Source organism: Liquorilactobacillus satsumensis (assembly GCF_964065465.1).
Lineage (GTDB): Bacteria > Bacillota > Bacilli > Lactobacillales > Lactobacillaceae > Liquorilactobacillus > Liquorilactobacillus satsumensis.
The window spans coordinates 224,852-251,493 of the sequence record NZ_OZ061606.1 but is presented as its reverse complement, the minus strand read 5'-3'; the positions used below and the strand labels follow the sequence as shown (position 1 = coordinate 251,493).

17 protein-coding genes and 2 pseudogenes are annotated in these 26,642 nt (G+C 40.3%); 14 read left to right on the top strand and 5 right to left on the bottom strand.

Translation table 11 applies throughout. The features are described 5' to 3' along the window. The first annotated feature begins 73 nt into the window (after positions 1-73). The 6 genes from AB3Y88_RS01170 (at position 74) to AB3Y88_RS01145 (ending at position 8,429) form a co-directional block, all read left to right on the top strand. Positions 74-880, top strand: a complete 807-nt coding sequence (locus tag AB3Y88_RS01170; RefSeq protein ID WP_056960710.1) for a MurR/RpiR family transcriptional regulator — start codon at positions 74-76, stop codon at positions 878-880. 696 nt (positions 881-1,576) lie between these two features. Further along, positions 1,577-2,437: a MurR/RpiR family transcriptional regulator gene (locus AB3Y88_RS01165; protein ID WP_228889270.1), complete on the top strand. Its 861-nt coding sequence runs from the start codon at positions 1,577-1,579 to the stop codon at positions 2,435-2,437. A 199-nt stretch (positions 2,438-2,636) separates the two neighbouring features. After that, positions 2,637-3,722, top strand: coding sequence for a MupG family TIM beta-alpha barrel fold protein (locus tag AB3Y88_RS01160; RefSeq protein ID WP_228889273.1), 1,086 nt, complete (start codon positions 2,637-2,639; stop codon positions 3,720-3,722). After that, complete coding sequence (gene murQ / locus AB3Y88_RS01155) at positions 3,719-4,627, top strand: N-acetylmuramic acid 6-phosphate etherase (protein WP_056960717.1); 909 nt, start codon at positions 3,719-3,721, stop codon at positions 4,625-4,627. The genes AB3Y88_RS01160 and murQ overlap by 4 nt, the downstream gene beginning before the upstream one ends. A 12-nt stretch (positions 4,628-4,639) precedes the next feature. Further along, positions 4,640-6,610 carry a glucose PTS transporter subunit IIA gene (locus tag AB3Y88_RS01150; RefSeq protein ID WP_228889276.1) on the top strand — a complete coding sequence of 657 codons (1,971 nt, stop codon included), beginning with the start codon at positions 4,640-4,642 and terminating at the stop codon, positions 6,608-6,610. Positions 6,611-7,244: 634 nt separating this feature from the next. Beyond that, a complete protein-coding gene (locus tag AB3Y88_RS01145; RefSeq protein ID WP_261909648.1) occupies positions 7,245-8,429 on the top strand; it encodes a GGDEF domain-containing protein in 1,185 nt (394 codons plus the stop codon). A 429-nt stretch (positions 8,430-8,858) separates the two neighbouring features. On the opposite strand, the gene AB3Y88_RS01140 is transcribed toward AB3Y88_RS01145, so the two are convergent. From AB3Y88_RS01140 to AB3Y88_RS01130, 3 genes are all read right to left on the bottom strand, one after another. Further along, positions 8,859-9,086 (bottom strand): DUF2922 domain-containing protein, encoded by a 228-nt coding sequence (locus tag AB3Y88_RS01140; RefSeq protein WP_054758007.1) that lies wholly within the window; start codon positions 9,084-9,086, stop codon positions 8,859-8,861. Between the two features lie 23 nt (positions 9,087-9,109). After that, positions 9,110-9,307, bottom strand: a complete 198-nt coding sequence (locus tag AB3Y88_RS01135; protein ID WP_228888125.1) for a hypothetical protein — start codon at positions 9,305-9,307, stop codon at positions 9,110-9,112. A gap of 161 nt (positions 9,308-9,468) precedes the next feature. Next, positions 9,469-10,500: a dihydrodipicolinate reductase gene (locus AB3Y88_RS01130; RefSeq protein ID WP_056960721.1), complete on the bottom strand. Its 1,032-nt coding sequence runs from the start codon at positions 10,498-10,500 to the stop codon at positions 9,469-9,471. Positions 10,501-10,919: 419 nt separating this feature from the next. Here AB3Y88_RS01130 and AB3Y88_RS01125 point away from each other — a divergent pair, with 419 nt between their 5' ends. From AB3Y88_RS01125 to AB3Y88_RS01090, 8 genes and pseudogenes are all read left to right on the top strand, one after another. Further along, on the top strand, positions 10,920-11,456 hold the full coding sequence (locus tag AB3Y88_RS01125; RefSeq protein ID WP_054758009.1) for a phosphatidylglycerophosphatase A: 537 nt from the start codon (positions 10,920-10,922) through the stop codon (positions 11,454-11,456). Positions 11,457-12,213: 757 nt separating this feature from the next. Continuing rightward, the gene (locus tag AB3Y88_RS01120) at positions 12,214-13,629 is read left to right on the top strand and encodes an amino acid permease (protein ID WP_056960722.1); all 1,416 of its coding nucleotides are present in this window, start codon (positions 12,214-12,216) and stop codon (positions 13,627-13,629) included. Between the two features lie 422 nt (positions 13,630-14,051). Then, positions 14,052-15,428, top strand: a complete 1,377-nt coding sequence (locus AB3Y88_RS01115; protein WP_228888124.1) for a cytosine permease — start codon at positions 14,052-14,054, stop codon at positions 15,426-15,428. Then, the gene (gene codA / locus AB3Y88_RS01110) at positions 15,418-16,668 is read left to right on the top strand and encodes a cytosine deaminase (RefSeq protein WP_056960724.1); all 1,251 of its coding nucleotides are present in this window, start codon (positions 15,418-15,420) and stop codon (positions 16,666-16,668) included. Before AB3Y88_RS01115 ends, codA begins: the two co-directional genes overlap by 11 nt. Positions 16,669-16,698: 30 nt before the next feature. Next, entirely contained in the window at positions 16,699-17,808 is a 1,110-nt protein-coding gene (locus AB3Y88_RS01105; protein WP_228888123.1) for an acyltransferase family protein, read from the top strand. A gap of 80 nt (positions 17,809-17,888) precedes the next feature. After that, positions 17,889-18,914: a zinc-binding alcohol dehydrogenase family protein gene (locus tag AB3Y88_RS01100; protein WP_228888122.1), complete on the top strand. Its 1,026-nt coding sequence runs from the start codon at positions 17,889-17,891 to the stop codon at positions 18,912-18,914. Positions 18,915-18,968: 54 nt separating this feature from the next. Beyond that, positions 18,969-19,904 carry an NAD(P)-dependent oxidoreductase gene (locus tag AB3Y88_RS01095; protein ID WP_228888121.1) on the top strand — a complete coding sequence of 312 codons (936 nt, stop codon included), beginning with the start codon at positions 18,969-18,971 and terminating at the stop codon, positions 19,902-19,904. A gap of 1,385 nt (positions 19,905-21,289) precedes the next feature. Then, positions 21,290-24,496: pseudogene (locus tag AB3Y88_RS01090) on the top strand (glycoside hydrolase family 70 protein); the annotation flags it as partial. Between the two features lie 65 nt (positions 24,497-24,561). Here the strand turns inward: AB3Y88_RS01090 and istB are convergent. Both istB and istA read right to left on the bottom strand, forming a co-directional pair. After that, the gene (gene istB / locus AB3Y88_RS01085; RefSeq protein ID WP_313819558.1) at positions 24,562-25,392 is read right to left on the bottom strand and encodes an IS21-like element helper ATPase IstB; all 831 of its coding nucleotides are present in this window, start codon (positions 25,390-25,392) and stop codon (positions 24,562-24,564) included. Continuing rightward, positions 25,379-26,592: pseudogene (istA, locus tag AB3Y88_RS01080) on the bottom strand (IS21 family transposase). The gene istB and the pseudogene istA overlap by 14 nt, the downstream one beginning before the upstream one ends. Positions 26,593-26,642 lie beyond the last annotated feature (50 nt).

The following is a 26,642-nucleotide window of genomic DNA, read 5'->3' as shown; positions in this document are numbered from 1 at the left end:
AACTTGCACTTTGATTATCTTGCATGATATTAGCGAATGTTTTTGGCATAGTGATAATTGAGGAGAGATTACATTGGAAGATATTCTACTTGTCATTAAGGGCATGAGCGCTGATTTTAGCAAGAAAGAAAAGGAGCTTGCTGCGTATATTCAAGCGCATTCGCGGATTGTCCCTAAAATGTCGGTCCAGAAGCTTGCACAAGAATCAGGTGTGAGTGCAGCTACGATTGTTCGTTTCTGTCGAACGTTGGGGTTGAATGGTTATTTTGAGCTGAAAATGTTGTTGGCAGCTGCCAAAGAAGATACCTCTAGTTACCGTGAAATTAAAATGGGAGAAAGCGTCCGTCAAATTATTAAGAAACTTGAGCGGCAAAATACAAGTGCGCTTAAGCTTACCTTACAGGGGCTTGAGCCGCAAACTGTCGAAGAAATGCTCAACTGTTTACATCGTGCACCGGCCATTTATTTGTGTGGAACTCGTAATTCGGCTGTCTCCGTGCGGCAGCTCGCTAAGCGGTTTGAGTTGCTGAAAATGATCTTAATTCAAGTTGGCAGCTATAAAAAGGCTGCTTCAGCTTTGGCAGCCGCACCGGCTACTGCAGTTTTTGTTTTTGTTGCCGATGAGCACACTCAGACGGCAGAAAGCATCAAATTATTCGAATTGGCGCAGCAAAGAAAAGTTTATACAGTGTTGTTGACGCCTAATCGCAATTCTGCAGCTGCGCAGCTTGCAGACTTTGTCATTCCGACCAAAGCACTACGCAAAGCGGCCTTTTCTACTGGAATTACAACAATCACTGAAATGCAGCTTTTTGTAGCCGAGGTTTTGTTCTTTAGTTATGTAACAAGATTTGGGATTGAAATTGCTTCAAATATTTAAATAAAAATGGAGCAGAGTTATTAGATGCTTGTCAAAAAGGAAATGTTAAGGGGATTTTTGCGGGGCACATCCATTTTCCTACAACCTATGCTACTGCTAGAATAATAAATGCTGTAGCTGAGTCGACCGCCTATCACATTGATTGTCGGAGTTACAAAAAACATGAGGTAAGTGATGTAGTTGGCTACAATATCATTACGCTTTCGACTGCTGGTGAAATCGGAGTTGAAAATAGATATCTTTATTGGGGACAGGAGATTGTTAAAGAAATTTCAGTTGATCAGACAGATTTTGTTGATCCGCAGATTTTTAAAAAATAGGCGTCGCTTTATTATATGAATGTCGCACTGGCAAAACCAAGGGATAGGTCAAATCATGATTTTTTGACCTATTTCTTGGTTTTGCTTTTTTTAAGAGAGTGTGACATAAGTCGGGAAAATTTGAGTGCTAACTCGAAATTACGAAGATAGCGAGTATTTTGCTATGAGTAATTCGAAGTTAGACGGAGAATTTTGACTTATGGAACACGTTTATCCGGAATAAAATAGGGGATGTGACAAAAGTTAACTTTTGTCACAGCCTCTTAACTATTTTGCAATTTGATGTTAGGCTCAAAGTCTAGTGGCGCTGGTCGTACTTATACTTGTTATTTAAGGGACTCTCAGCCATAATAAAAATAAATTGGAGGTGTCCTTCGTGGAGAATATTTTGATTGTCATTCATAGTATGACACCAAGTTTTAGTAAAAAAGAGGCGCAGCTAGCTGCTTTTATTCAGGAACAGCCGCAACAAGTGGTTGAAATGTCAGTTCAATCTCTTGCGCTAACAGCTCAGGTTAGTGCGGCTACAATTGTGCGTTTTTGCCGTAAAATAGGTTTAAACGGTTATAGTGAATTAAAACTCGCACTTTCTGCAATTCAGCATAGTATTGCCACCGATGGCTATCGTGAGATTGCACCAGGAGAAGATGCACAGTTAATTATGAATAAATTAGAGACTCATCTTACAAGTGCTTTGGAATTGACCAAAAAAGAATTGGATCTGCAACTGATTGAAAAAGTTGTTGATTTATTACATACGGCTTCTTCGGTTCAGCTCTTTGGGTTGGTGGCGTCTGCTTTACCAGTGCAAGATATGTACCAAAAATTTAATAGAATTGGACTGCCAACTCTCCAAAATAGTGATTTACGGATGGCTGTAACGTGTTTATCGGCAGCTAAAGATAATACATTACTGTTTTGTGTTTCAAATAGCGGTGAAACAAGAGAAGTGATTGAATTGTTAAGACTCGGACATGAAAAGAATCTGCCCACAGTGCTACTGACTTCTAATGCCGCTTCAACTGCTGCTCAATTGGCAGAAGTTGTGCTCCTAACTAAAAATATTGGCGAATCTGCCATTCGCCCAGGGGCTACAACCTCTGTTTTAATGCAACTTTTTGTGGGGGATCTGTTGTTGTTTCGCTACGTGTCAAAATACTATGAGACTGTCTCTGCTAATCTTAAGGCCACGCAACAAAATATTAACAGAATTGAACGTAGTCGAGATCTAAAATAGGCTAACTGCGGCTGACCACAGGTAAATGTAACTTTGTTTTCTTTGCCAAGGACGGCTCTTTTTTTTATTAAAAGAAACAAAATTTCTATATTTTGCTTGTTTAAGCTTTAAAAAGGAAATTTTATTGCATTAGTTGAAGGTGCATGCTATTCTACGATCAGGCAAGCGCGGAGAGGGGACTTCAAAAAGGAGGGATTCCGTGAACTACGGTTTTTCATTTTATTTGGACAAAGAACTTGATTCTGAGGCTAATATTTATATTAAAAGAATGGCAGCACAGGGATTTAGTGGTATTTTTACATCAATTCACTTGCCAGAAGATCAAGTCGCAGTCTATCGAGAAAGATTATTACAATTAGCTGCAATTGCACGCGAGAATCAACTGCAATTGGTCGTCGATGTTGCTGCTGATTCGCTGGAGCGCATTGGGTTATCAGTCACAGATCCTAAGCAACTACGAAAATTTGGGATTACAGGCTTACGCTTAGATGAGAAACTGCCATTATCAGTAATTATTAATTTAACCCAAGAGCTTGCGCTTGTAGCCTTAAATGCCAGTACTTTGACGCTTGAAGATGTGGCACAGTTAAAACAAGCCAAGGTTGATTTTTCAAAACTTGAGGCGTGGCATAACTACTACCCTCGACCTGAAACAGGACTTGCTGCAACTTGGTTTAGCAAACGCAATCACTGGCTGCGTTCTTTAGGAATTCATGTTCAAGCTTTTGTTCCTGGAGATGGGCGTCTAAGGGGACCGCTTTTTGCTGGATTACCTACGCTGGAAGAACACCGCAAGTGGCATCCATTAGCGGCTGTGCTGGCATTGGCGAAAATGGGAGTTTCAACAGTTTATCTGGGCGATCCAGAGCTTACAACTGTTACACAAGCGCAGTTTGCCTTATATCTTAAGCAAAAAATCATTTTATTGCATATTAAGCCGATTGAAAGCTGCAGTCGTTATTTCAAATACGTTTTAGGGCTTCACCAAAATCGGTTGGATCCTGCCGCCGCAGTGATTCGTTGTGCAGATTCGCGGCAGCTGGGAGTGCCGCAGATTGTTGCGGAGCCAAGCTATCCGCGCACTCAAGGGGCTGTTACGCTCGACAATGAAAAATATCAACGGTATATGGGGGAAATTCAGCTTTGTCGAATTGCTTTACCCGCAGATGAAAGGGTCAATGTAGTTGGGCAAGTGTTGCCGCAGGAACTCACACTTTTGAATCAGCTTGGAGCTGGTGAACGCTTTGAGTTGCGTGCGGCGGTTGAAAGGGAGGAACTAAAATGACACGAATTGATCTTGATGAACTGGTAACAGAACAACGTAATCCGCATACAATGAATTTGGATGAATTTTCACTTGCAGAAGCTTGTCGCAGAATGAATGCTGAAGATCAGACGGTCGCTGGTTGCGTACAAAAACAGCTACCTCAAATTGAGCAGGCGGTGGCAGCAATCATTAATGCTTTCAACCAAAAAGGAAGGTTGATTTACCTAGGAGCTGGAACGAGCGGACGGTTGGGTGTCTTGGATGCTGCAGAGTGCGTCCCGACCTTTGGGGTAGCAGCAACGCAAGTGGTGGGTTTAATTGCTGGTGGTCCGCAAGCGATGACTAAAGCAGTGGAAGGTGCTGAGGATTCACTTGAGCTCGCAAGCCAAGACTTGAAGAAAATTCAGTTGACAGCTGCAGATGCTGTTGTAGGAATTGCAGCTAGTGGTCGCACCCCGTATGTAATTGGCGGCTTGAATTATGCCAGAGAAGTTGGTGCGGCAACGATCTCGTTGGCATGCAATCGACCAGCACAAATCTCACAGTTTGCACAAATCGCGATCGAAATTGACTGCGGTCCTGAATTTCTGACAGGGTCTACCAGACTGAAAGCTGGTACGGCTCAAAAAATGACCTTGAATATGCTGTCGACACTCTCTATGGTCGGAATTGGCAAAGTTTATAATAATTTAATGGTTGATGTGCTCCCAACAAATGCTAAATTAGTTGAACGCAGCAAACGTATTATCATGGATGCTTGTGGAGTTGACTATCACACTGCGGCGCATTACTTTGAGCAAGCCGATGGGCAAGTTAAGGTTGCACTTGTAATGCTGCTTACTAAGTGTTCAAAAGAAAAAGCAAAGCAGAAGTTAGCCCAAAAGGCAGGATTTGTGAAAAGGGCCGTAAATGAAAAGGACTAGGAGGGGATCATAATGGGTAGCAAAGGATTTGATGCAAACAAGATTGCTGCAGCAATTTATCAAAATGTTGGTGGACCTGAGAATGTCAGTTCCTTTAATAATTGCATGACGCGAGTCAGAATGAATATAAAGGATCCGAGCCTACTTGATTTGGAAGCGCTTAAAAAAGTTCCGGGTGTTCTAGGCGTTGTTAATGACGAACAGCTTCAAATTGTGATTGGTCCTGGAAAAGTAAATAAAGTTGCATCCGCGATGGCAGAGATTGCAGGAGTTGAGCTTGGTGAACAATTTCCAGAAAAAAAGAGGACGGATGGAAAGAGCACGGTTGTTGAAAAAGCAGCGCAAGTTAAAGCCCAGACAAAGGCGCGCCAAAAGCCTTCCAAACTAAAGGCGATTTTAAAAGATATTTCAAATATTTTCGTACCAATGATTCCAGCTTTTGTGGGGTCCGGGCTAATTGCCGGAATTGCTGCCATTTTGACTAACTTAATGACCTCGAAAACAATTAGCGGTTCGGAGTGGACCCAGATTGTGCTTGTTTTGAATGTGATTAAAAATGGGATGTTTACGTATCTCGTAATTTATACTGGGATTAATGCGGCCCGTGTGTGGGGAGCAACCCCAACCCTCGGCGGGGTAACGGGTGCAGTTACATTGTTGACTGGAATGACACCAGATGCTCCAATTAAAAACCTGTTTACCGGTCAGGCATTGGTTGCGGGCCAAGGTGGGATCATTGGAGTGATTTTCGCTGTGTGGCTCTTATCAATGCTTGAAAAAAGGTTGCACAAAATTATTCCTGATGCAATTGACATTATTATCACTCCAATGATTGCACTCTTAGTTTTAGGTTTAGCAGAAATTTTTGTAATTATGCCGCTTGCAGGATTTGTTTCAGATGGCTTAGTCGGGAGTTTGAAATGGGTCTTGAATGTCGGGGGTGCCTTTTCCGGTTTTGTTTTGGGAGTGGCATTTCTACCAATGGTGATGCTGGGGCTGCATCAAATTCTAACACCAATTCATGTTCAGATGATCCAACAACTCGGAAACACGCCCTTACTACCAATTCTAGCAATGGCAGGTGGCGGGCAAGTTGGAGCGGCCTTTGCGCTTTGGATCCGGCTGCGGCATGATAAAGAGCTTACTGAAATGATCAAAGGTGCTTTGCCGGTTGGAATTTTAGGGATTGGGGAACCGTTAATTTATGGTGTCACCCTTCCATTAGGGCGTCCTTTTATTACAGCCTGCTTAGGTGGAGGAATCGGTGGAGCCGTAATCGGCTGGATCGGACATGTGGGTGCAATTGCAATCGGTCCTTCGGGGTTGCCACTAATTCCATTAATTGCGAATGGATACTGGTGGGCCTATGTTTTGGGATTGTTAGCAGCGTATGCCGGTGGATTTGTGATCACTTATTTCTGGGGCATTCCGAAAGATAGACTTGCACAACAACCGCAATTAGCACGCAATGCTATGGCGGACGCCGCCGCTGATAACCAAGTGAGTGTAAAAAGCGGCGACACTGAAACTCTCAGGGCAGTAACTGCCGGAAAAGTCCAAGGCATTGAACAGGCGGTTGATCAGGCTTTTGCTCAAAAGGAATTAGGAGATGGTTATGTAATTACGCCGACAGCAAATGAAGTCTATGCTCCTGTTTCAGGAGTGATTTCGACAATCTTTCCTACGAAACATGCTTTAGGAATTACCTCAGATGCCGGTTTTGAAATTTTGGTGCATCTTGGTGTCGATACAGTAGAACTTAAAGGAAAGCCTTTTGAGATTCATGTTGTACAAGGACAGCGGGTCACACCAGCAACCTTATTAGCCGAGGTTGATTGGACTGCAGTCAAAATGGCAGACAAAGCGACCGAGACAATGGTAATTATTACCAATATGGAAGCTGTGGCACATTTTCAATTACACCAAGATCTGGGACAAAGCAGTCAAGCAGGTGATGTTGTCATCGATGTTGTGCGCAAGTAAATGAACCGGAGTATGTTTTAGTATAATAAGCATGCGGTATCCGAGGCCAAAATAATTTATAAATAGGTTCAGTTCAAAGTGCTGATTAAAGTCAGGCTGGTGAACTGGATTTTTTTGCGTTGAAAAAAGGCTAAAGCAAATTGGAGTGTTGAAATTTGACTTTCATAGTATAAAATGGCAAATACTATGCGTATGGAACAATTAGGTAATTTTTATAATTTGGAAAAATGATTAATTTTTAACTCATTTTTGGCTTTGATAGCGTAATCAGCTAAATTCAAGCGGTACAAAAATGGTTAATAAAGGGAAAATATCAGCAATTTTTTAAATTAGAATTAAACATATTACTATTAATTAATAAAATGTAGATATAAGAATTAATAAATGATATACTTTATTCATCATTAGGTGTGGCCATTGCTATAATTCTTTTGGTTTCTTATTTGAAACAGCTAAACAGTGAGCAGGTGTTTTGAGTAAGAAGCTATTTTTGCACGGCTACTTTTCTGAAACTTATTTGATTGTTGCGGACGCTGTGGAGATAGGAGCTTATAATAATGCTCTGCTACGTGTTTATAACTGAAGAATTGCGTCTGCGTCTGTATAAGTGTTGGCGATCTTCAAGGAGACTAAAATGAATCGGATCTTTTTTTTAAGCATTCTAATGCCACTGTTAGTAACAGGCTTCATTTATGGAATGTATGTGTATAATGAAAGCGAGTTGCTGACAAAGGTTAGTCAAAGAACAAAAACTGTCGCGGTCTTTATGCTGTATATTGTACAGGAGCTTCTTGTAATCTTCATTTCAGACAAACTGGTGGGAATGATCTGTTTTCAATATACTTTGGGTGTTTCTGCTTTTATGCTTTCTCGCAAATATGCAGGTCTGTTGATTTTGACGACACCAGTCATAACCAACCTTTATCTTTTTTTTAGTGGAAGAGACAGTATCTTATCTTTAGTCTTAGGATTAGTTAGTATCTATGTAACTTTGGTGGGAATGCATGTTATTAAGCGCCGGTTGTTATTTCAGGATTTGCTGCAGTATTTTATAATCTTGATGCTTGCGAATGTGATTCCCATTCATCGTCTAGGTCAAAAAAATGTTGATATTTTGTCAGAATTTTATGATAAAAATGATGTTGTGTGGATTGCGTTAGGAACTTGTTTAATCTTTTTTTTGACGTTCCTGCTTTTGCGCGAGGTAGATCTCAAGCGCAAACGGATTGCTCGGCTTGTCTATGAGGAATCTCACGATAAATTGACTGGGATGAGAAATTACCGTCAGTTTAGACGTGAACTTGACCGCATAGAGGAACGAGGGAGTCTTGCATATATTGCCTTAATGCTCGACATTGATAATTTTAAGTTAATTAATGACACCTATGGTCATACTGAGGGGAATGCAGTTTTAAAGTTTTTTGCAACCGAATTGAGAAAATGGCGCAAATATGTTCAAAATGAGACTGGAAAACGGATTAAGTTATTCCGTTTTGGTGGTGAAGAATTCTTCGTACTGATTGAAAATATGGAAATCGATGATGTTTTTGAGCGCATCGAACAGTTTAAGAATGAATTTAATCATCAGAATTTTGTGACAGAGGATGGACAACAGTTGAAGATTTCATTTTCTGGTGGACTTTCTGATGCACGCGAGACAACTAGTATTAGATTAGCGGTTAAGGACGCGGATGAAGCTTTGTATGTTGCTAAAAATAGCGGGAAAAAGCGAGTTGTTAAAAGAAGACAAAAAAGTTTAGTGGTTAATTCAAAAGATCTGCGGCCGCATTACTCGGAGCAAGAAAAAGTGCAAGATTAGCTTTAATTTCATGTTTAGAGTTTAAAGCCAAAAAGTGAGCGCGGTTGGAAAGCTTACTTCGCAGCTTTTGAGACAGAAATAAGGAGAGTGTGACATAAGTCAGGAAAATTTGAGTGCTAACTCGAAATTACGAACAGAGCGGGTACTTTGCTATGAGTAATTCGAAGTTAGATGGAGAATTTTGACTTATGGAAAACGTTTATCCGGAATAAAAGAGAGAGTGTGACATAAGTCGGGAAAATTTGAGTACTAACTCGAAATTACGAAGATAGCGAGTACTTTGCTATGAGTAATTCGAAGTTAGACGGAGAATTTTGACTTATGGAACACGTTTATGCGGAATAAAAGAGGGGCTGTGACAAAAATTAACTTTTGTCACAGCCCCTTTATTTAACTTGAATTGTAACTTAAGCTAACTAGTTATTGCAGTTATGCGGCTTCAATAATTGGAGTTTCTACTGATTCAACGTATTTTGCTGAAACTGGTGTTCCATAAAGTGATGCTCCATCTTTATTGACGAAGATGGAAAGGGCAGAGAGGTCGTCCATTGCTTTTTGAACTGTTTCTTTATCTAAAGCAGTGTTGGCATAGTTCAAACGAAAATGGCTTTTTGTTTTGGTACCGGCGACATTAAAGACCAAATCAAGCTGTTTCATTTTAGCTGCCCCTTAGTTTTGCTTTAACCGACGCTGTTGACACTTGTCAACTGAACTTTACTAGTAGGCTGCCCTGTCAAGGTGCTTAGAATATTTCCGAAGGTTGCAATCTTTTCATCCGCAGCATCTGCTCTAATGTTGTTAAACGTTCTTTTGCGTTCACTGCCGTCTGCTTCAATCGTGATTGCTCCAATACTAGATTTAACCCATGTTTTAGCCATGTTATACGCTCCTCCGTGTTTTTTTGTAAGTGCTGCAGCTGCTTACAAGGATATTAACGCGGGAAAAATCAAAGATGTCAACCACAAGTGCTGCTTGATGTTAAAAATAAGGAGAAGTTGCTTGAAAATATCAAACTAGTAAGGTATTTTGCATACCAGTCTTAATGCAAATACATTTCCAACGGATAAGTTGGATATTGCAAGTCTGTGATTTTTTCGGCTGTGTAAAATCCAGCAGGGGCTTCAATAATATTTGGAAGACGGTTAACGATAGTTGCACAAGTATGTGCGACTGTATCTGGTTTATCGACATGAAAAGAAACATTGGGTTCCCCAGTAATTTTCCAAGCACAAAGATCTCCATCTTCAGGGCGATAAACTTTTCCGATACATTGGAGGATTAACTTAATTCCTTGATAAGTTTCGATTGTGACAACAGCGGACATTCCGATAGCATTACCAGCTGTAATCTCTTTTTCAAGCGTTTTGGAATAAATATCCTTAGTCAAGGTTACTGGTACGCTCTTTTGACTGATTTTTTTAATAGTCCAATGAAATTTTGCACAAATTGCTTCTCCGGAGTTCCATACATAGGAAGGAAGACTCTGGCTGTGAGCAATTTTTTGTTCAAATTTTTCAAGTGAGTATCCTACTCCATGGGCTTGTGCAAGTGCAATGCCGTAATCTTCAACATTGTAGCTGACACTTCCTTCGATTTGGGTAATTTGGTGGCTTCCGCCTGCAACCGTATACAATAAGTTGTTCCAAAAGATGTCCTGCATTCCGCTGCCAGTAATTGTCACTCCATTTTCCTTAGCTAGACGATCCAAGCGATTCGTTTCACGCGGAGCGGTATTCCAAGGATAGATAGCTTCTTCACAGGTAGAAATAACATTTACACCGTGTACGAGACATTTTTCAAAGAAAGGGTACATTTCGTTTAGATAGCTAGAAATTGTAACAATTGCAACGTCTGCTGCACAGGACTCTAAAACTTCGTCAGCATCTGCTGAAATTTTAATTCCTGTTGCTTGCTCCAAACCAGCAATTTCACTAAGATCTTTGCCGATGAGGTGAGGATTATTATCAATTGCACCCACAATTTCAACATTATTCGCCAATAGATAACGGATGATAGTGATCGCCATTTTCCCACAGCCATATTGAATAACGCGAATTTTTTCTTTTGGCATAGCTTTGTCCACCTTTCAAAGTGATTGTGCCTTATTTCACATCTAAGTTTAGCTATACAGCATAATTAAAAGAAACGTCAAGTAATATGCTGAAAGCAACAGTCAGCACACAAGTTTGAGCGGTATAATTGGTTTGTTGCAGAATGATTTTTGCAAGGGAGATCACGGTTAAATCTCAGGAATTTTCTTTTATTTTAAGCTGCGGTCGTGTTAAGCTTAAACTACCGCTTGGTAATTATGCTGAACTAATTTGCAGTCTGCAAGCTTAGCTGGGGCAGCAAACTGAGTACAGTTTTTATATGCAAGTGGTGATTTTTGTAGTTCAACTGGTAGGAGTGCTTTAAAGGAAGCGTTGCTGTGAGCAGCCACTACCTTGAATCAAAAATAGTGAAGTAAGATTGTTAGATGAGGTGAGAGAATTGGTTGCAACAAGGAATATGGAGTACCCGGATCAAGAATTATATAATTTTGTGTTAAAAGAAATGAAGAAGAGAAATATTAATCGAAAAACGATTGGTGAGGCCGTGTATGAGTTGCAACACCAATATTTTCCCAAGCTGAAGCCAGAGGATTTTGGCAAGGAATTACCCAATGTTCTAAAAAAACGTGAGGTCTTGAACTTGCTGGCAACTGGATTTATTCTTGATAATTTAGCATCCGAAAAAAAATTACCTGAACCTTACCAGCAGATTGTTGAAAATGATCTCGGACAGTTCGGTGTTGACGAAACCCTCGCAATTGCAGTTTCTCAATTATATGGGTCACTTGGAAACACCAACTTTGGTTACGGCGATAAGATTAAGGTTGGCTGGGCCAAAAACTTGGATACTGACACAAAGCAGAATCGGGTTAATACTTTTGCAGATGATCTCTTTTTGGCACTGGTTTCTGGTGTAGTCGGTAGATTTGGACATGGACGTCCTTTAAAAATTGCAAGTGAGCCTGAAATCGAATGACTTTGAGTAATTTATAAATAAGAACAAAAGAACTGGTATTGGAGTTATATTAGTATTGACAATATTAAGATAAGATCAAGGGTTGGGTAAGCGTTAAAGTTTGCTCAAGCCTTTTTTGATTGCGGATAAACAAGATTCATAAGCTAACCAAACCTAGTCACAGTCCGCCTATTTTTCAATTTGATGTTAGTGCTCAAAGGCTTGCGGAGCTGGTCGGCACTTCTTTATTAACGTGCTCCACCCAGCAACCTCCTAAGCCTAAGCCTGCCTTACGCGTAACCAAATTCAGGTTACTTTGTAATGCAAGACTTAGTCTACGAAGGCTTGACGCTGAGTGTCGACACTTCTTTATTAACGTGCTCCCAGCACCAGCCTTTTGCGCCTAATCACAAATTGCGCATAGTCACAGCCCGCCTATTTTGCAATTTGATGTTAGTGCTCAAAGGCTTGCGGAGCTGGTCGGCACTTCTTTTAACATGAGTAACAAGCATCATATAGGTGAAATTAATTCATCTTAGAAAAAAACAGTTTATTTATAGTTATTTGAAATTTACCCAAATGTTTGCTTTCGAAAATTTAACAGCGGTTTTAAAAAATAAAAGTCGTGTAAAAGGTATTTCTGGTTTATAAACTGAAGTTTTGGGAGACTTTACTGACTGTTCATGTTATAAAATGTTACAGAAAATGGAGCTGATATTTGACTAAATTAAAAAACGATTATAGAATTATGAGCACACTGATGGAGGGTGATGTTACTATGAGTAGTATTTTTAGAAAAAAGAGTGTCGAGGAATTGACCGCACATGCAACTCCATTAAGGAGAACATTACATACGGTAGATCTAACTTTCCTAGGCATTGGTGCAATTATTGGTACTGGAATTTTCGTGTTAACTGGGAAAGGGGCGCTAACTGCTGGGCCTGCGTTGTCATTATCTTTCTTAATTGCAGCGATTTGTTGCGGCTTCGCCGGTCTTTGTTATGCAGAATTTGCCTCAATTGCTCCGGTTGCCGGTTCGGCATATACCTATTCCTACTTGGCATTTGGCGAAGTGATTGCCTTTATCATTGGTTGGGATCTTATTTTGGAGTATGCACTAGGTGCAGCGACCGTTTCAGTTGGGTGGTCGGGATATTTTGTCAACTTATTGACGAATATGGGGATCCACATTCCGACTGTACTGACAGCTGCCGCAGGGACAACTGTTGGGGTGCATACACTCTTTAATCTCCCAGCTTTTTTAATTGTCTTAGTAATTACATGGATCATTTCTGTTGGAATTAATCAAACAAAGCGCGTTAATGATACGATGGTAGTTGTTAAACTCGCTGTAATTATTCTATTCATTGTTTGTACTTTCTGGTTTGTTAAGCCGCATAATTGGACGCCATTTTCACCTTTTGGTTGGTATTCGTTCAATCATGGGACTGCCGCAGGAATAATTCCGGCTGCATCGATTGTTTTCTTTTCTTTTATTGGCTTTGATTCAGTTGCTTCTAGTGCTGAGGAAACTGTTAATCCAAGCAAGACTTTACCGCGTGGAATTCTACTTTCGCTTTTGATTTCAACAATCCTTTATATCATCATGACATTGATTATGACTGGTGTAGTTAAATATACGGTTTTTGCGAAATATTTAAACGCTCCAATTCTAGCAGTTTTGCACGAAACAGGTCAGACATGGTTGTCGATTATCGTAAGTATTGGTGCAATTTTAGGGATGACAACCGTAATTTTGGTTCAACTATATGGACAATCACGGATCACTTATTCCATGTCGCGTGATGGGCTTTTTCCTAAATTCTTTGGTGAGGTACATGAACGCTATCGGACACCTTTTAAAGGAACTTGGTTTTTTGGAATTGTAACGGCACTTGCTGGTGGATTCATTAACTTGAATATCTTGGCTGAGTTGGTAAATATTGGAACTCTAACTGCATTTATTCTTGTTTCTGCAGGAATTCTTTGGATGCGCAAGTCACATCCAGAATTGCACCGTGGTTTCCGTGCACCAGGGGTTCCAGTAACACCTGTGATTGCGATTGTTTTCTGTTTAGTTTTGATTGCAGGTCTTAATTGGGAGACATGGGTTCGCTTTGCAGTTTGGTTCTTAATTGGAATGGTGATCTACTTTGTCTATGGTAAAAAGCATTCATTGATGAACGAAGAATAAGATATTAGCATGCAATAGTGTGAGCAGTATCTCGATTGAACAGGCCATTGGTTTTTCTAGTAAAAATGATAATAACTAAGAATTTTGAATATTATGGGGCTGTGACAAGAGTTAACTTTTGTCACAGCCCCTCTTTTATTCCGAATAAACGTGTTCCATAAGTCAAAATCCTCCGTCTAACTTCGAATTACTCATAGCAAAGTACTCGCTATGTTCGTAATTTCGAGTTAGTACTCAAATTTTCCCGACTTATGTCACACTCTCTTAGTATGCAGAGATTTTTAGCGTCTTTAGCGTGACAATTTATTTTTACTGTTTCTAAACCACTATTTCAATGGAAAGCAAAAAATTAAAATCAATTATATTCGCTGTTCCTAAAGTATAATATAATGTGGATTAGAACATTTAAGGGGGAAAGTTTAGTGAAACGTGACAAAGAAACAAATTTGAGCATTCCACTTGAGCAACGCAGGACATCTGCATGGGATATGTTTGCGACTTGGGTTGGGGCAAATGCCAACAATGGGACTTGGTATATTGGTGGAGTTCTAGCCGCTTGTGGCTTTGCGTTGGCGATCAAGGTATTGCTTTTTTCATCAGTTCTTTCATATATATTTTTATCATTGGTAGGGTTTATTGGCTATAAAACGGGTGTTTCGACAATGGGGATTAGTCGTGCATCATTTGGAATTCGCGGCAGCTATCTGCCTTCGCTTGTTAATTTCACACAGTTTATTGGTTGGACTGCGGTTAATACCTTTATTGCTGCAACTTCAGTCAGTTATCTGTTGCATGATCTATGGGGCTGGCCGCTTTATGGGCATGCTGGCGGTGCGCGTGGAATGTTTATTGGAATTGTTGTCATGAGTATTTTACATATTATCAGTATTGCAAGTGGCTCGCGCTCGGTTCAGCTGATTGAACGGGTTGGAATTGTCCTAGTTTTTATTTTTGTTATCTGGGAATCAATTGTGGTTTTTCAAACAGTCTCATTACAGCAGATTTCTGCATGGCAAGTACCAGCAGGACTTAAAATGAGCAGTGGAGTTGCCGTGGATACAGTCGCAGCATTTAATCTGGCATGGGTAACAGCTGGAGCTGATTTTACACGCTTTACTGCTAAAAAATCTTCTGCAACCGCAATGCCTTTTCTGGGTGCTTTGCTGGGAGTACTTTGGTTTGCATTTATTGGGTTGATCGCTACAATCAGTATTGCAATTGCCACGGGAGCATACGATCCAAATAACTCAGATCCAAGTACAATTGCCAGTAAATTAGGTTTGGGATTGCTAGCGCTTGTGGTTATTATTCTAACTAGCATGACGGCTAATGCGGTGAATCTGATGGCTGCCGGTTCGGCACTTTCAAATATTTTTCCACGCTTAAGTCTGAAAGCATCATTATGGATTGTCGCAGCACTGGCAACGCTTGTAACGTTTGTGCCAATGATTTTGGGGAGCTTCTTGACAGCTTTTATTGTCTTTTTGGATTATATTGGAATGGTGCTGGGACCGATCATTAGTGTGATTATTGTTGATTTTTATTGTCGTAGTCAAAGACAATATCAAGTTGCAGAACTAACAATTCGTGGCGGCAAGTACTGGTATCACTTCGGGGTTAATTGGTTTGCAATCTTAGCGTGGGCCTGCGGAGCTGCTCTTTTCTTTTTATTACGTCAATTAACTTTTTTAAGTACTACAATTGGAGCGACATTTATCGATATGGTGTTTAGCGGTGTGATTTATTATGGTTTGATGAAACTTTGGGAGCGAAGGAGAAAGCAAAAAAATGCTGATTAGAAATGTACATATTGATAATCGTCAGGAATTACAGAGCGTGCGGATTCAAAAAGGCAAGTTTGTTGAGATTGCGGCTTCTTTAGTGGCTCAGGAAAATGAAGAAGTCATCGAAGGCCAAGGCAAACTGTTGCTGCCACCCTTTATTGATTCGCATATCCATTTGGATGCTACCCTGACAGCAGGACAGCCCGAATGGAATCAAACAGGAACCCTATTTGATGGGATTCGGATTTGGTCAGAACGCAAAAAAGAATTAACGCTTCAAGATGTTAAGCAACGGGCTAAAAAAACAATTTTGCAGCAGCTTAAATATGGTGTTCAGTATGTTCGAAGCCATGTTGATACTACTGATCCGCATTTAATTGCTTTACAGGCCTTGCTGGAGTTGCGTGCAGAATTAAAAGATGTGGTTGAATTACAGCTGGTAGCTTTTCCGCAAGAGGGGATTCTCTCTTTTCCCCAAGGCAAAGAATTATTAGCACAGGCACTTAAAGAAGGGGCCGATGTGGTTGGTGGAATTCCGCATTATGAATTTAATCGGTTTTATGGCGCCGATTCATTGAAATATCTAATTAGTTTGGCTGAAAAGTATGATGTCTTAGTTGATGTTCACTGTGATGAAATTGATGACCCAGGGACGAGGAACTTAGAAGTTCTGGCAACGCTAGCATATGAAAGTGGACTTAAGGATCATGTGACCGCCAGTCATACCACTGCAATGGGTTCTTACAATGATGCATATACTTATAAGTTATTTCGCTTACTCAAACTAGCACAAATGAATTTTGTGGCAAATCCTCTAGTCAATATTCACCTTGGGGGACGGTTTGACACATATCCTAAGCGCCGGGGATTAACCCGGATTAAAGAATTAACAGCTGCTGGAATCAACGTCTCTTTTGGGGAAGATGATGTGCAGGATCCGTGGAATCCACTAGGCAACGGTAATATGCTGGACCCACTGCAAATGGGTGTTTATGCAGGACAATTGATGGGATATGAACAACTGCAGCAATCTTTTAATTATATTACTTACAATGCTGCGCGTACCCTTCACGTGAACGCACGTTACGGTATAAAGGTTGGATTACCGGCCAATTGTATCCTGTTGAATGGCGATGATTTTTATCATGTGCTCAATCAACATGCAGAAGTTTTGTTGAGTATTCGCCAAGGGAAGATCTTAGCACGGACACGACCAGCGCAAACTGAGCTTTTTGGATTAGAAAACCAAGACTAAAAACTAAATATTTTAGGGGAGATTTTGGGAGTGAAAAGAATTGAATGGATCGATATCGCGCGGGGGTTAGCGATGTTGATGATTGTTGCAGGCCATACTTTGTTTGGCTTTACATTTTCTCCGGTGGCACGAATGATTTTTGCTGTCCATGTACCAATTTTCTTTGTGCTATCGGGTTATTTATTCAAGGAACGAAAGTGGAAAGTCCTTTTTAACAAAATAAATCATAATCTGTTATTACCGTATATAGGTACTTGCTTAATTATGGTTGGAATTTCGTGGTTTGCAATTCATGATCCACGTAATTGGATTTTTGCAGCAACAATGGAAACACATCAAATGGTTTTTGCGGCAATGTATGGATTAGGAACCCCATTAGCTTTGCCACCTGAGATGGGGGCAGCAGGAGTTACAATTCCAGCAATCGGAGCAATCTGGTTTTTGGTGGCAATGTATTTGGGCGATCTCTTATTCAATTTAGCATTTAAAGTATGCGGAAGGTTCAAAAATAAACTGACTTTTATTTGGTTACTAGCGATTAGCGAATGTGTGCTCGGTTTCTATCTTGGTGGTATTTTACATTTACCGTTACCGTGGTCACTTCCTGCTGCACTTGTCAGTCAAGTCTTTTATGCGGCTGGTTTCACAATTAAGCAGTTTACATTGATGGATAAAAGCAGCTTGTGGGCGGTCGGAGGAACATTTTTATGGGCGTTTTCAGTGCACTCTGGTTTTTTCTACCTTAATACGGCATACGCTGATCGACCTTTAGCTGCTGTATTAGGAGGGATTGGTGGTAGTTTTGCAATCATGCGTTTTTCAAAATGGCTTGAGAGTCTTTCAGCTGTTCAAGGCGGAAAGTTAGGGATGCTTGAAACCTACGGACGACTTTCTTTAATTGTTTTATGTGCTCATTTATGCGAGGCAATGCTGGTGAGGATTGCACCTGCATTGCACCAAGCTTTGCTGCCACTTTGGGGAGAATTTGGGGCAACGCTTGCAGCAATTGGTTATCGGGTCTTCTTTACTGTACTTGCACTTTTGCTTGTCCCGCGGATTCCTTTATTACGTTCTTTTTACTTAAATCAACGTTTTCCTTTTAAACTGTCAGTGAATAGAATGCACCGTGATCAAAATTAGCACTGGTTTCGAGTGAGAAAAGTTGCACTTCAGTTCAAGAGGGTGCGACAATGATAATAATTAATAAAGGAGTGTTGAGGATGCCAGAAATGATGAAAGCAATTGGTTTTCAGCAGCATTTGCCAGTGACTGCCGAACGGAGTCTCTTTGAATTTGAAACTATTAAACCTCAAGCGACTGGAAGGGATTTATTAATAAAGATTGAGGCGGTTGCCATCAATCCATTGGAGGTTCGCATGCGTGCTACTGGGAAAGAAACTTTAGAAAAACCGCGGATTCTTGGATGGGATGCTGTTGGAATAGTCGAAGACTGTGGCAAAGACGTTGCAATGTTTGCAAAGGGAGAGCGCGTCTTTTACGCGGGCGCTTTAGATCGTCCTGGCTGCAATGCAGACTATCAAGTGGTTGATGAGCGTCTTGTGGGACACGCACCGCATACGCTTTCGGTGGCACAAATTGCGGCCCTGCCAGTGACGGCATTAACGGCTTGGGAAGCACTTTTTGAGCGACTCGCAATCAAGCAAGACAAGCACAGCAACCAGGGAAAAACAATTTTAATTATTAATGGTGCTGGAGGAGTTGGTTCAATTGCAACTCAGTTGGCTCATTGGGTTGGATTGCATGTAATCGCGACTGCTTCACGCCCGGAGACGATTAAATGGACACTGTCACACGGGGCAGATGAGACTCTTAATCATCGTAAAAATTTGGTTACTGAACTTAACGCTGCTGGACATGATTCCGTTGATTACATTCTAGAACTTAATGATATTGACGGTCATTGGGAAGAAATGGCCAAAATGATTAAACCCTTGGGTAAAATTGTTTCGATTACTGGGAATAAGAAGTCGCTTGATTTAGGACTTTTGAAAGCAAAGAGTGTGACATTTTTGTGGGAGTGGATGTTTACCAAATCTTTTTATCATTTACCAGAAATGAGCAGCCAACATAAGATCTTAGAAAAAGTTGCTGATCTACTTGATGAAGGAGTTCTCGAAAGTACGGTGACGAAAGTATTTAAAACCTTATCTGCTGCTAATTTGCGACAGGCGCATGCTTTAGTTGAAACTAACCGTACAATTGGTAAAATTGTTATTTGCAAATGAATTCAGCTTTGTTAGTTGTGTTATGCAATTTAAAGTAAGACGGGAGGGTTAAAAATGACAAAAGTTTTGTTATTGGTTGAACCTAAGACAGAACAGTTGCAGCAACTTAAAAGTGAGTTTCCAACTGCAACTTTTACTACAGATCCAGCAGATTGTCGTGATGCAGAAATTATTCTTGGTTGGAAGGCAGATTTGGCAGCGACTATTTTGAAGAATGAGCAATTACAATGGATTCAGGCAAAGTCTGCAGGGGTGGATTATTTTCCATTACGGCAGCTGGAAGGTTTGGGAATTACACTTACCAATGCTTCTGGGTTGCATTCGCGCTATATTGCAGAAACAGTAAGCGCCTATCTGCTGATTGAAAACCGAGGATTACGACCGGTAATCAAAGAACCAGGCCAGTGGATTGAACCAGCTGTTTTGGAGACTGCGAGTCAAAGAGTAATCATTTTTGGGACTGGACATATTGGGCAAGAAATTGCACGTTATTGCCGTTTCTTTGGAATGCATGTTACGGGAATTAATCGGCATGGGTCTGATGAGCATTTAAGTGCCCTTTTTGATGATGTGATTACTATGCAACAGTTTGCAGCGGAAGATGAGCTTTTGGTTACTGATTATGTCATTAATATTTTACCGGGGACGGGAGCAACTACACATTTCTTTGATGAAAAACACCTGCAGAAGTTTACGTCTGGTTATACTTTCATCAATGTTGGTCGCGGCACTACGGTTGTGACTAGTGATCTGCAGAAAATGCTGGCGACAGGTTATCTACGCAGCGCATATCTGGATGTTTTTGAACATGAACCTTTACCAGCTTCATCAGCATTGTGGCGTTCGCCGCAAGTTATTGCGACTCCTCATATTTCTGGATTAATGCAGCATTTTAGAGTGGCGTTGTATCCGCTGTTTGTTGATAATTTACGCAGGTATTTCGCAGGGACACATTTGCGCAATGTTGTAGATTATCAAAAAGAATATTGAAACGAATAGTATGGTAAACGTTTTGCAGAATAAAAACCGGGCTTTTAAGTCAGTTTCACTAAATATAAAATAAATTATATTTAAAAAAGTTGTTTGTTTGCCGGCCTTTTACAAAATTTGAGTGAGTAACGAATACGCTGTGATTTTTGTTTTCAGAGTAAATATCTAATTTTTGTGATTATATTCAAAGTGGTATTTTAGTATTTTATTTCAAATTCTAATTACTGAAGAACTATCTTATGCTCCATTTTGATCAATTATTTCGTTATTAGCGGAATAAGTGGTCAAAATGGGGCTTTTTTTTATTTTTTTAGAAAACTTTTGAAAAATTATTTCAAAATATAATTTAGATAATCACAAAAAAATAATTAATTTATTTTTTTAAAAAAAGCGTTTTGAATTTATAAAGCGCTTTTTTGGTGATGTAAAAAGGCCGATTTTATATTACAATGTTTTATTTTAAAAATTGACAATTTATTACCTTCGTGATAACTTATTAAACGTTGTGTTAGCTATCGAACGAAATGTCAAACGTTTAGCACTTTTTATGGAGCATTTTACACGTGTTTAGCCATATAACTTGGGGGCAAATTAAAAATATGAATAGAATAGATACACGAAAATCTAGATTAGGTAAGTCTGAAAGATATTTAGTCACGGTTGAAGTTGCACTTGCATTGGGATTGGGACTCAATTGTACATTTGGTGCACATATCAAAGCTGATTCAGTCTTAGGAACTAAGCAAGCTCAAGTAACAACGCAGGCTACAACTAAGCAAACTACAAATGATCAGGCACAAACAACTGCAACGCAGAATACAACTGGTCAAACACAGGACACAACTAAGCAAACTACAAATGATCAGACACAAACAACTGCAACGCAGAATACAACTGGTCAAACACAGGACACAACTAAGCAAATTACGAATGATCAGACACAAACAGCTGCAACGCAGAATACAACTGGTCAAACACAGGACACAACTAAGCAAACTACGAATGATCAGGCACAGGCAGCTGCAACGCAGAATACAACTGGCCAGACACAGGACACAACTAAGCAAAACACGAATGATCAAACAAAGACAGCTGCGACACAGAATACAACTGGTCAAACACAGGACACAACTAAGCAAAACACGAATGATCAAACAAAGACAGCTGCGACACAGAATACAACTGGTCAAACACAGGACACAACTAAGCAAACTACAAATGATCAGACACAAACAACTGCAACGCAGAATACAACTGGTCAAACACAGGCTACAACTAAGCAAAACACGAATGATCAGGCACAGGCAGCTGCGGCGCAGAATACAACTGGTCAAACACAGGACACAACTAAGCAAACTACGAATGATCAGGCACAGGCAGCTGCAACGCAGAATACAACTGGCCAGACACAGGACACAACTAAGCAAAACACGAATGATCAAACAAAGACAGCTGCGACACAGAATACAACTGGTCAAACACAGGACACAACTAAGCAAAACACGAATGATCAAACAAAGACAGCTGCGACACAGAATACAACTGGTCAAACACAGGACACAACTAAGCAAACTACAAATGATCAGACACAAACAACTGCAACGCAGAATACAACTGGTCAAACACAGGCTACAACTAAGCAAAACACGAATGATCAGGCACAGGCAGCTGCAACGCAAACTAAAAGCCTTTCTGCTAGTGATACTCACATTAAAAGTATTGATGGGAAAACCTATTTTGTGGGGGATGATGGGCAAGTAAAAAAGAATTTTACTGCTGTTATTAATGGACAAGTACTTTATTTTGATAAGGATACTGGTGCGCTGGCTTCAAATGATAAGCAATATACTAATGGCTTGGTTAATATTGGGAATCAGCACAATGCTGCATATTCGACAACTACAGATAGTTTCACACAAGTTGATGGATATCTAACAGCTGAAAGTTGGTATCGGCCAAAAGATATTCTTAAAAATGGTACGACTTGGACGGCTTCAACAACAACCGACTTTAGACCACTGTTGATGACGTGGTGGCCTGATAAGAATACACAATTGGCATATTTGGAATATATGCAAAAGGCGGGGTTATTGGAAGATAGTGTCAGCCTTTCCAACACCAGCACACAGGCCTTTTTGACTAATGAGGCTCTGTCAGCTCAGGCAAATATCGAAAAAAAGATTAGCTTAGCGGGGAATACTGATTGGCTAAAAACTGAAATCACACAGTTTGTAGATGCACAGCCTAATTGGAATATTAAAAGTGAATCAAAAGGGACCGATCATCTGCAAGGCGGGGCTTTGTTGTATGTTAACAGCAGCCTAACTCCTGCTGCAAATTCGGATTCAAGATTGCTTAACCGCACGCCTAAGAATCAGGAAGGACAGATTCCGAGTACCGAGAATCAAGGCGGTTATGAAATGCTTTTAGCGAACGATGTTGATAACTCAAATCCTGTGGTCCAGGCAGAACAGCTGAACTGGCTGTATTATATGATGAATATCGGAACCATTGCTGGCAATGACTCAAGTGCTAACTTTGATGGTTATCGCGTCGATGCAGTCGATAATGTTGATGCCGATTTACTGCAAATTGCGAGTGACTATTTTAAGGATGCATATGGAACCAATCAAAGTGATTCAAATGCGAATAACCATTTGTCAATTTTAGAAGATTGGGAGAGCAGTGATGCTGATTATGTTAAAGAACATGGAAATAACCAATTAACAATGGATTTTCATAGTCATTTGGCAGTCAAATACTCACTAAATATGCCAACCAATGAGAGAAGTGGTTTAGAACCAGAATTAACATACAGTTTGGTTAATAGAACTGGCGATAATTCAACTGAAAATGTTGCACAACCTAACTATTCCTTTATTCGCGCACATGATAGTGAAGTTCAGACTGTTATTGCACAGATTATTAAAGACAAAATTAATCCTGATTCAGATGGCTTAACGGTCACTTCAGCTGAAATTGCACAAGCCTTTAAGATCTACAATCAAGATGAGTTGCAGGCTGATAAAAAGTATACCGCATACAACATTCCCTCGTCTTATGCACTTTTATTAACGAATAAGGATGTTGTTCCACGAGTTTATTATGGTGATTTGTTTACTGATGATGGTCAATATATGGCAACTCATTCTCCATATTACGATGCATTAACAGCCTTGTTAAAAGCCAGAGTCAAGTATGTTTCTGGTGGTCAGAATATGGGAATTCAATATGTACAAGGGGACAACAGCATGGCTAGTAGCAGTTACCGTGGAGTATTAACTTCGGTACGTTACGGCAAAGATGCGCTATCTGCCAGCTCCACCGGTGATGCTAATACACGGACTCAAGGAATGGCAGTCGTCTTAAGCAATAATCCAGACTTGAAGTTAAGTCAAAGTGATCAAGTTGTTGTTAACATGGGTGTAGCTCATCGAAACCAAGCCTATCGCGCACTTTTGCTGACTACTAAAGAAGGCCTAAAGGTTTATTCTGCTGATGATGGGGCCCCGGTAGTGTACACCAACGACTTAGGGCAGTTAATCTTCAAGCGCGATTCGATTTTTGGAGTCAGTGATCCGCAGGTTTCGGGTTACTTAGCCGCCTGGGTTCCAGTGGGAGCAAGCAGTACCCAAGATGCGCGCACTGCCAGCAGCACTGCTACTTCAACAGACGGGAAAACTTATCATTCTAATGCAGCTTTAGATTCGCAAGTGATTTTTGAAGGATTTTCGAATTTTCAAGCAATGCCGACACAAACAGCGGAGTATACCAATGTCAAGATTGCGCAGAATGCACAGTTGTTTAAGGACTTAGGCATTACAAGTTTTGAGTTAGCACCGCAATACCGCTCAAGTACGGATGCTAGCTTCTTAGACTCTGTTGTTCAAAATGGGTATGCATTTACTGATCGCTATGATGTTGGTTATAATACACCAACTAAATATGGGACGGTTGCACAACTTCTGAGCGCCATCAAAGCATTGCATGCCCAAGGAATTCAGGCAATTAACGACTGGGTTCCAGATCAAATCTATAATCTTCCAGGTGAAGAGATTGTAACTGCTGTACGCACAAATGGCTCTGGAGTATCCAACCAAGATTCAGTTATTAATAATACGCTCTATGATTCTCATACTGTTGGCGGTGGTCAATATCAGGCAATGTATGGGGGCGCATTCTTAGATAGAATTAAACAGCTTTATCCAGATTTGTTTGAAACCAAGCAAATCTCAACCGGACAACCCATGAATCCCAATGAAAAAATCACTGAATGGTCAGCTAAATATTTCAATGGCTCTAATATTCAAGGTCGTGGAGCATGGTATGTTTTGAAAGACTGGGCAACGAATAAGTACTTCAGTGTCTCCAGCAATAAAAGTTTTCTACCTAAACAATTACAAGGAAAAAAAGCAAGTACAGGTTTTGTAGTTGACAGTAAGAACAGAACAAAATTTTATTCAACGAGTGGTTACCAAGCCAAAAATACTTTTATTCAAGATGGCGACAACTGGTATTATTTTGATAATAATGGGTACATGGTAACAGGTGCAGATAAAATAAATGGTTATAATTACTATTTCTTGCCAAATGTCAACGCCGATGTGAAAATGTAGTTTTTTGCCGATTAAAAAATGCTGTTTTTTACCGATAAAGTTTACAGTGTCTCACTGCTCCTTTCTTTATTTTGTGCGTTGAAACCTGATAAATCAGGTCCGGAATTATCCTTCTTTTCAATTAAATGATCTTTCATTCGATATGATCGACCAGTGATTCGGATAACTTTAGCGTGATGAACCAAGCGATCTAAAATGGCGTTAGCTAACATCTTATCTGAAAAGGTGTTTCCCCACTTAGAAAGCGGAATATTAGTGGTGATAATGGTTGATTTCCGTTCGTATCGTCTTTCAATTAACTGAAAAAACAGCTTAGCGCCCACTGACTCAATTGGAAGATAACCAATCTCATCAATGATTAGAATTTGAAAACGGGCATACCGGCGTAGCACTTCTTCGCTCCGGCCTTGAACTTGTGCTGTTTGAAGCTTGTTGATGAGGTCGCTACATCGAATAAACTGCGTTGAAATTCCTTGTTTACACCCTTCAATTCCAATGGCGGTGGCTAGGTGAGTTTTACCGACACCGGAGGTGCCGATAAACAAAACGTTTTGATTCTCTTGGGTGAATCTTAGTGATCCCAAGTCCTCAATTATCCCTTGGTTAATTCCCGGTTGATAACTAAAGTCAAAGTCAGCTAACGTTTTTTCATATGGAAAGCGGGCTAGTTTAATTCTCAAATTAATCTTTTTTTGTTCCCGGTATTTAAGCTCAGCCGTTGTCAATTCGAATAAGGCATCACTCAAGGACTTGGGTGCTTCATCTTGATGATCCAATAGGTAGCCTAAATGTTCGGCGAAACGATCTAACTTTAATTGTCTAAGGTTGGTGTATAAAGCTTGGTAATTGGCCATTTTCTCACTCCATTTCATCAAACATCTTCAGGTTTCGGTCGACGTAATCATCAATGACTCGGTCATCACGATTCTTATAAAGGTCTGATCGGACAATCTCTTCCATGTCATCGCGAAGGTAAGTAAATCTTTTCAGTGAAATAGGGTGAGAACGAATTAATTCTCCGTTATAATAAATGTATAGAGTATTGTCATCGTGTTTAATTTGTACGGTTTCGTCAATATATCTTATGGGGACGGAGTATTTCCGATTTTGAAAGACAATCATTGATTCCTTGCTAACTTTCCTTGCGATGGTTTGGCTGGCATAGGCATCGAGTAAGTCGTGATCAAAATCCTGGAGATACTCTTTTTCTTTATCAAGCAATAAATAAGGCGGAATTTGAGTCGCCTGAGACTTCTCATGATTCAGCTGATCACACGTCAAATGGACGATCTCGGCTAAGTCTAGCGGCTCTTCAAACTCATGGTTGTAAACTTTGATTCGCTGAGTAGTTCTGGCCAGCGCCTCAACCTTTCCTTTGGTTTGTGGCCGAAACGGTCGACAAGCAATTGGCTTGAAACCAGCGTCCTTAGCGTATTCAACGAAGGTTTCATTAAATACCGGCTTACCAAAATTACTTTTATGATGATCGACGACAACCTTTTGGTTGTCAAACCAGATTTCTTTCGGCACACCCCGGTTGCCCAAAAGGCATTAGTTAAGCAATCAAAAAAGGTAATTTGGCTGCGACTGAAGGTAAATTGCATGTATTTCATTCGCGAGTACCCTAAAACATATAAGAAGATGTTGCCTTTGACAATCTCTCCATGCCGAGAAACCAACGTTAAATCTTCTTTCCAATCAACCTGGGCTGAAATCCCTGGCGAGGTTTCAATCCGGATAGTGGCTTTTTTCGTTGCGGCTTTTCTGATGGTTCGACAATAGTCTCTGAGAATACTTTGCTTTCCTTGATAGCCACGTTCTTTGATAAAGTAATAAATTGCCGTTGCCGAACAGCCTTCTAGAACCTTTTCTTCAATCGTTTTTCGATAATCGTCAAGTTTACTCGGCCGCCGTAAGGGTTGTGGCTGCTCATCTGGGGGCGTAAGCCCTAAATTGTAGTATCTTTTTACCGTTCGTGGATCAACACCGTATCGCCGACCAATTTCAGCGAAGTTGGGCTTTATTTTGTTCATAATATATTGCTGGACACACTGCTCAACATCTAAACGCATTTCAGTTCCTCCAAATTTGAGATGCGTTTATTTTACCGTAAAAAAATGTT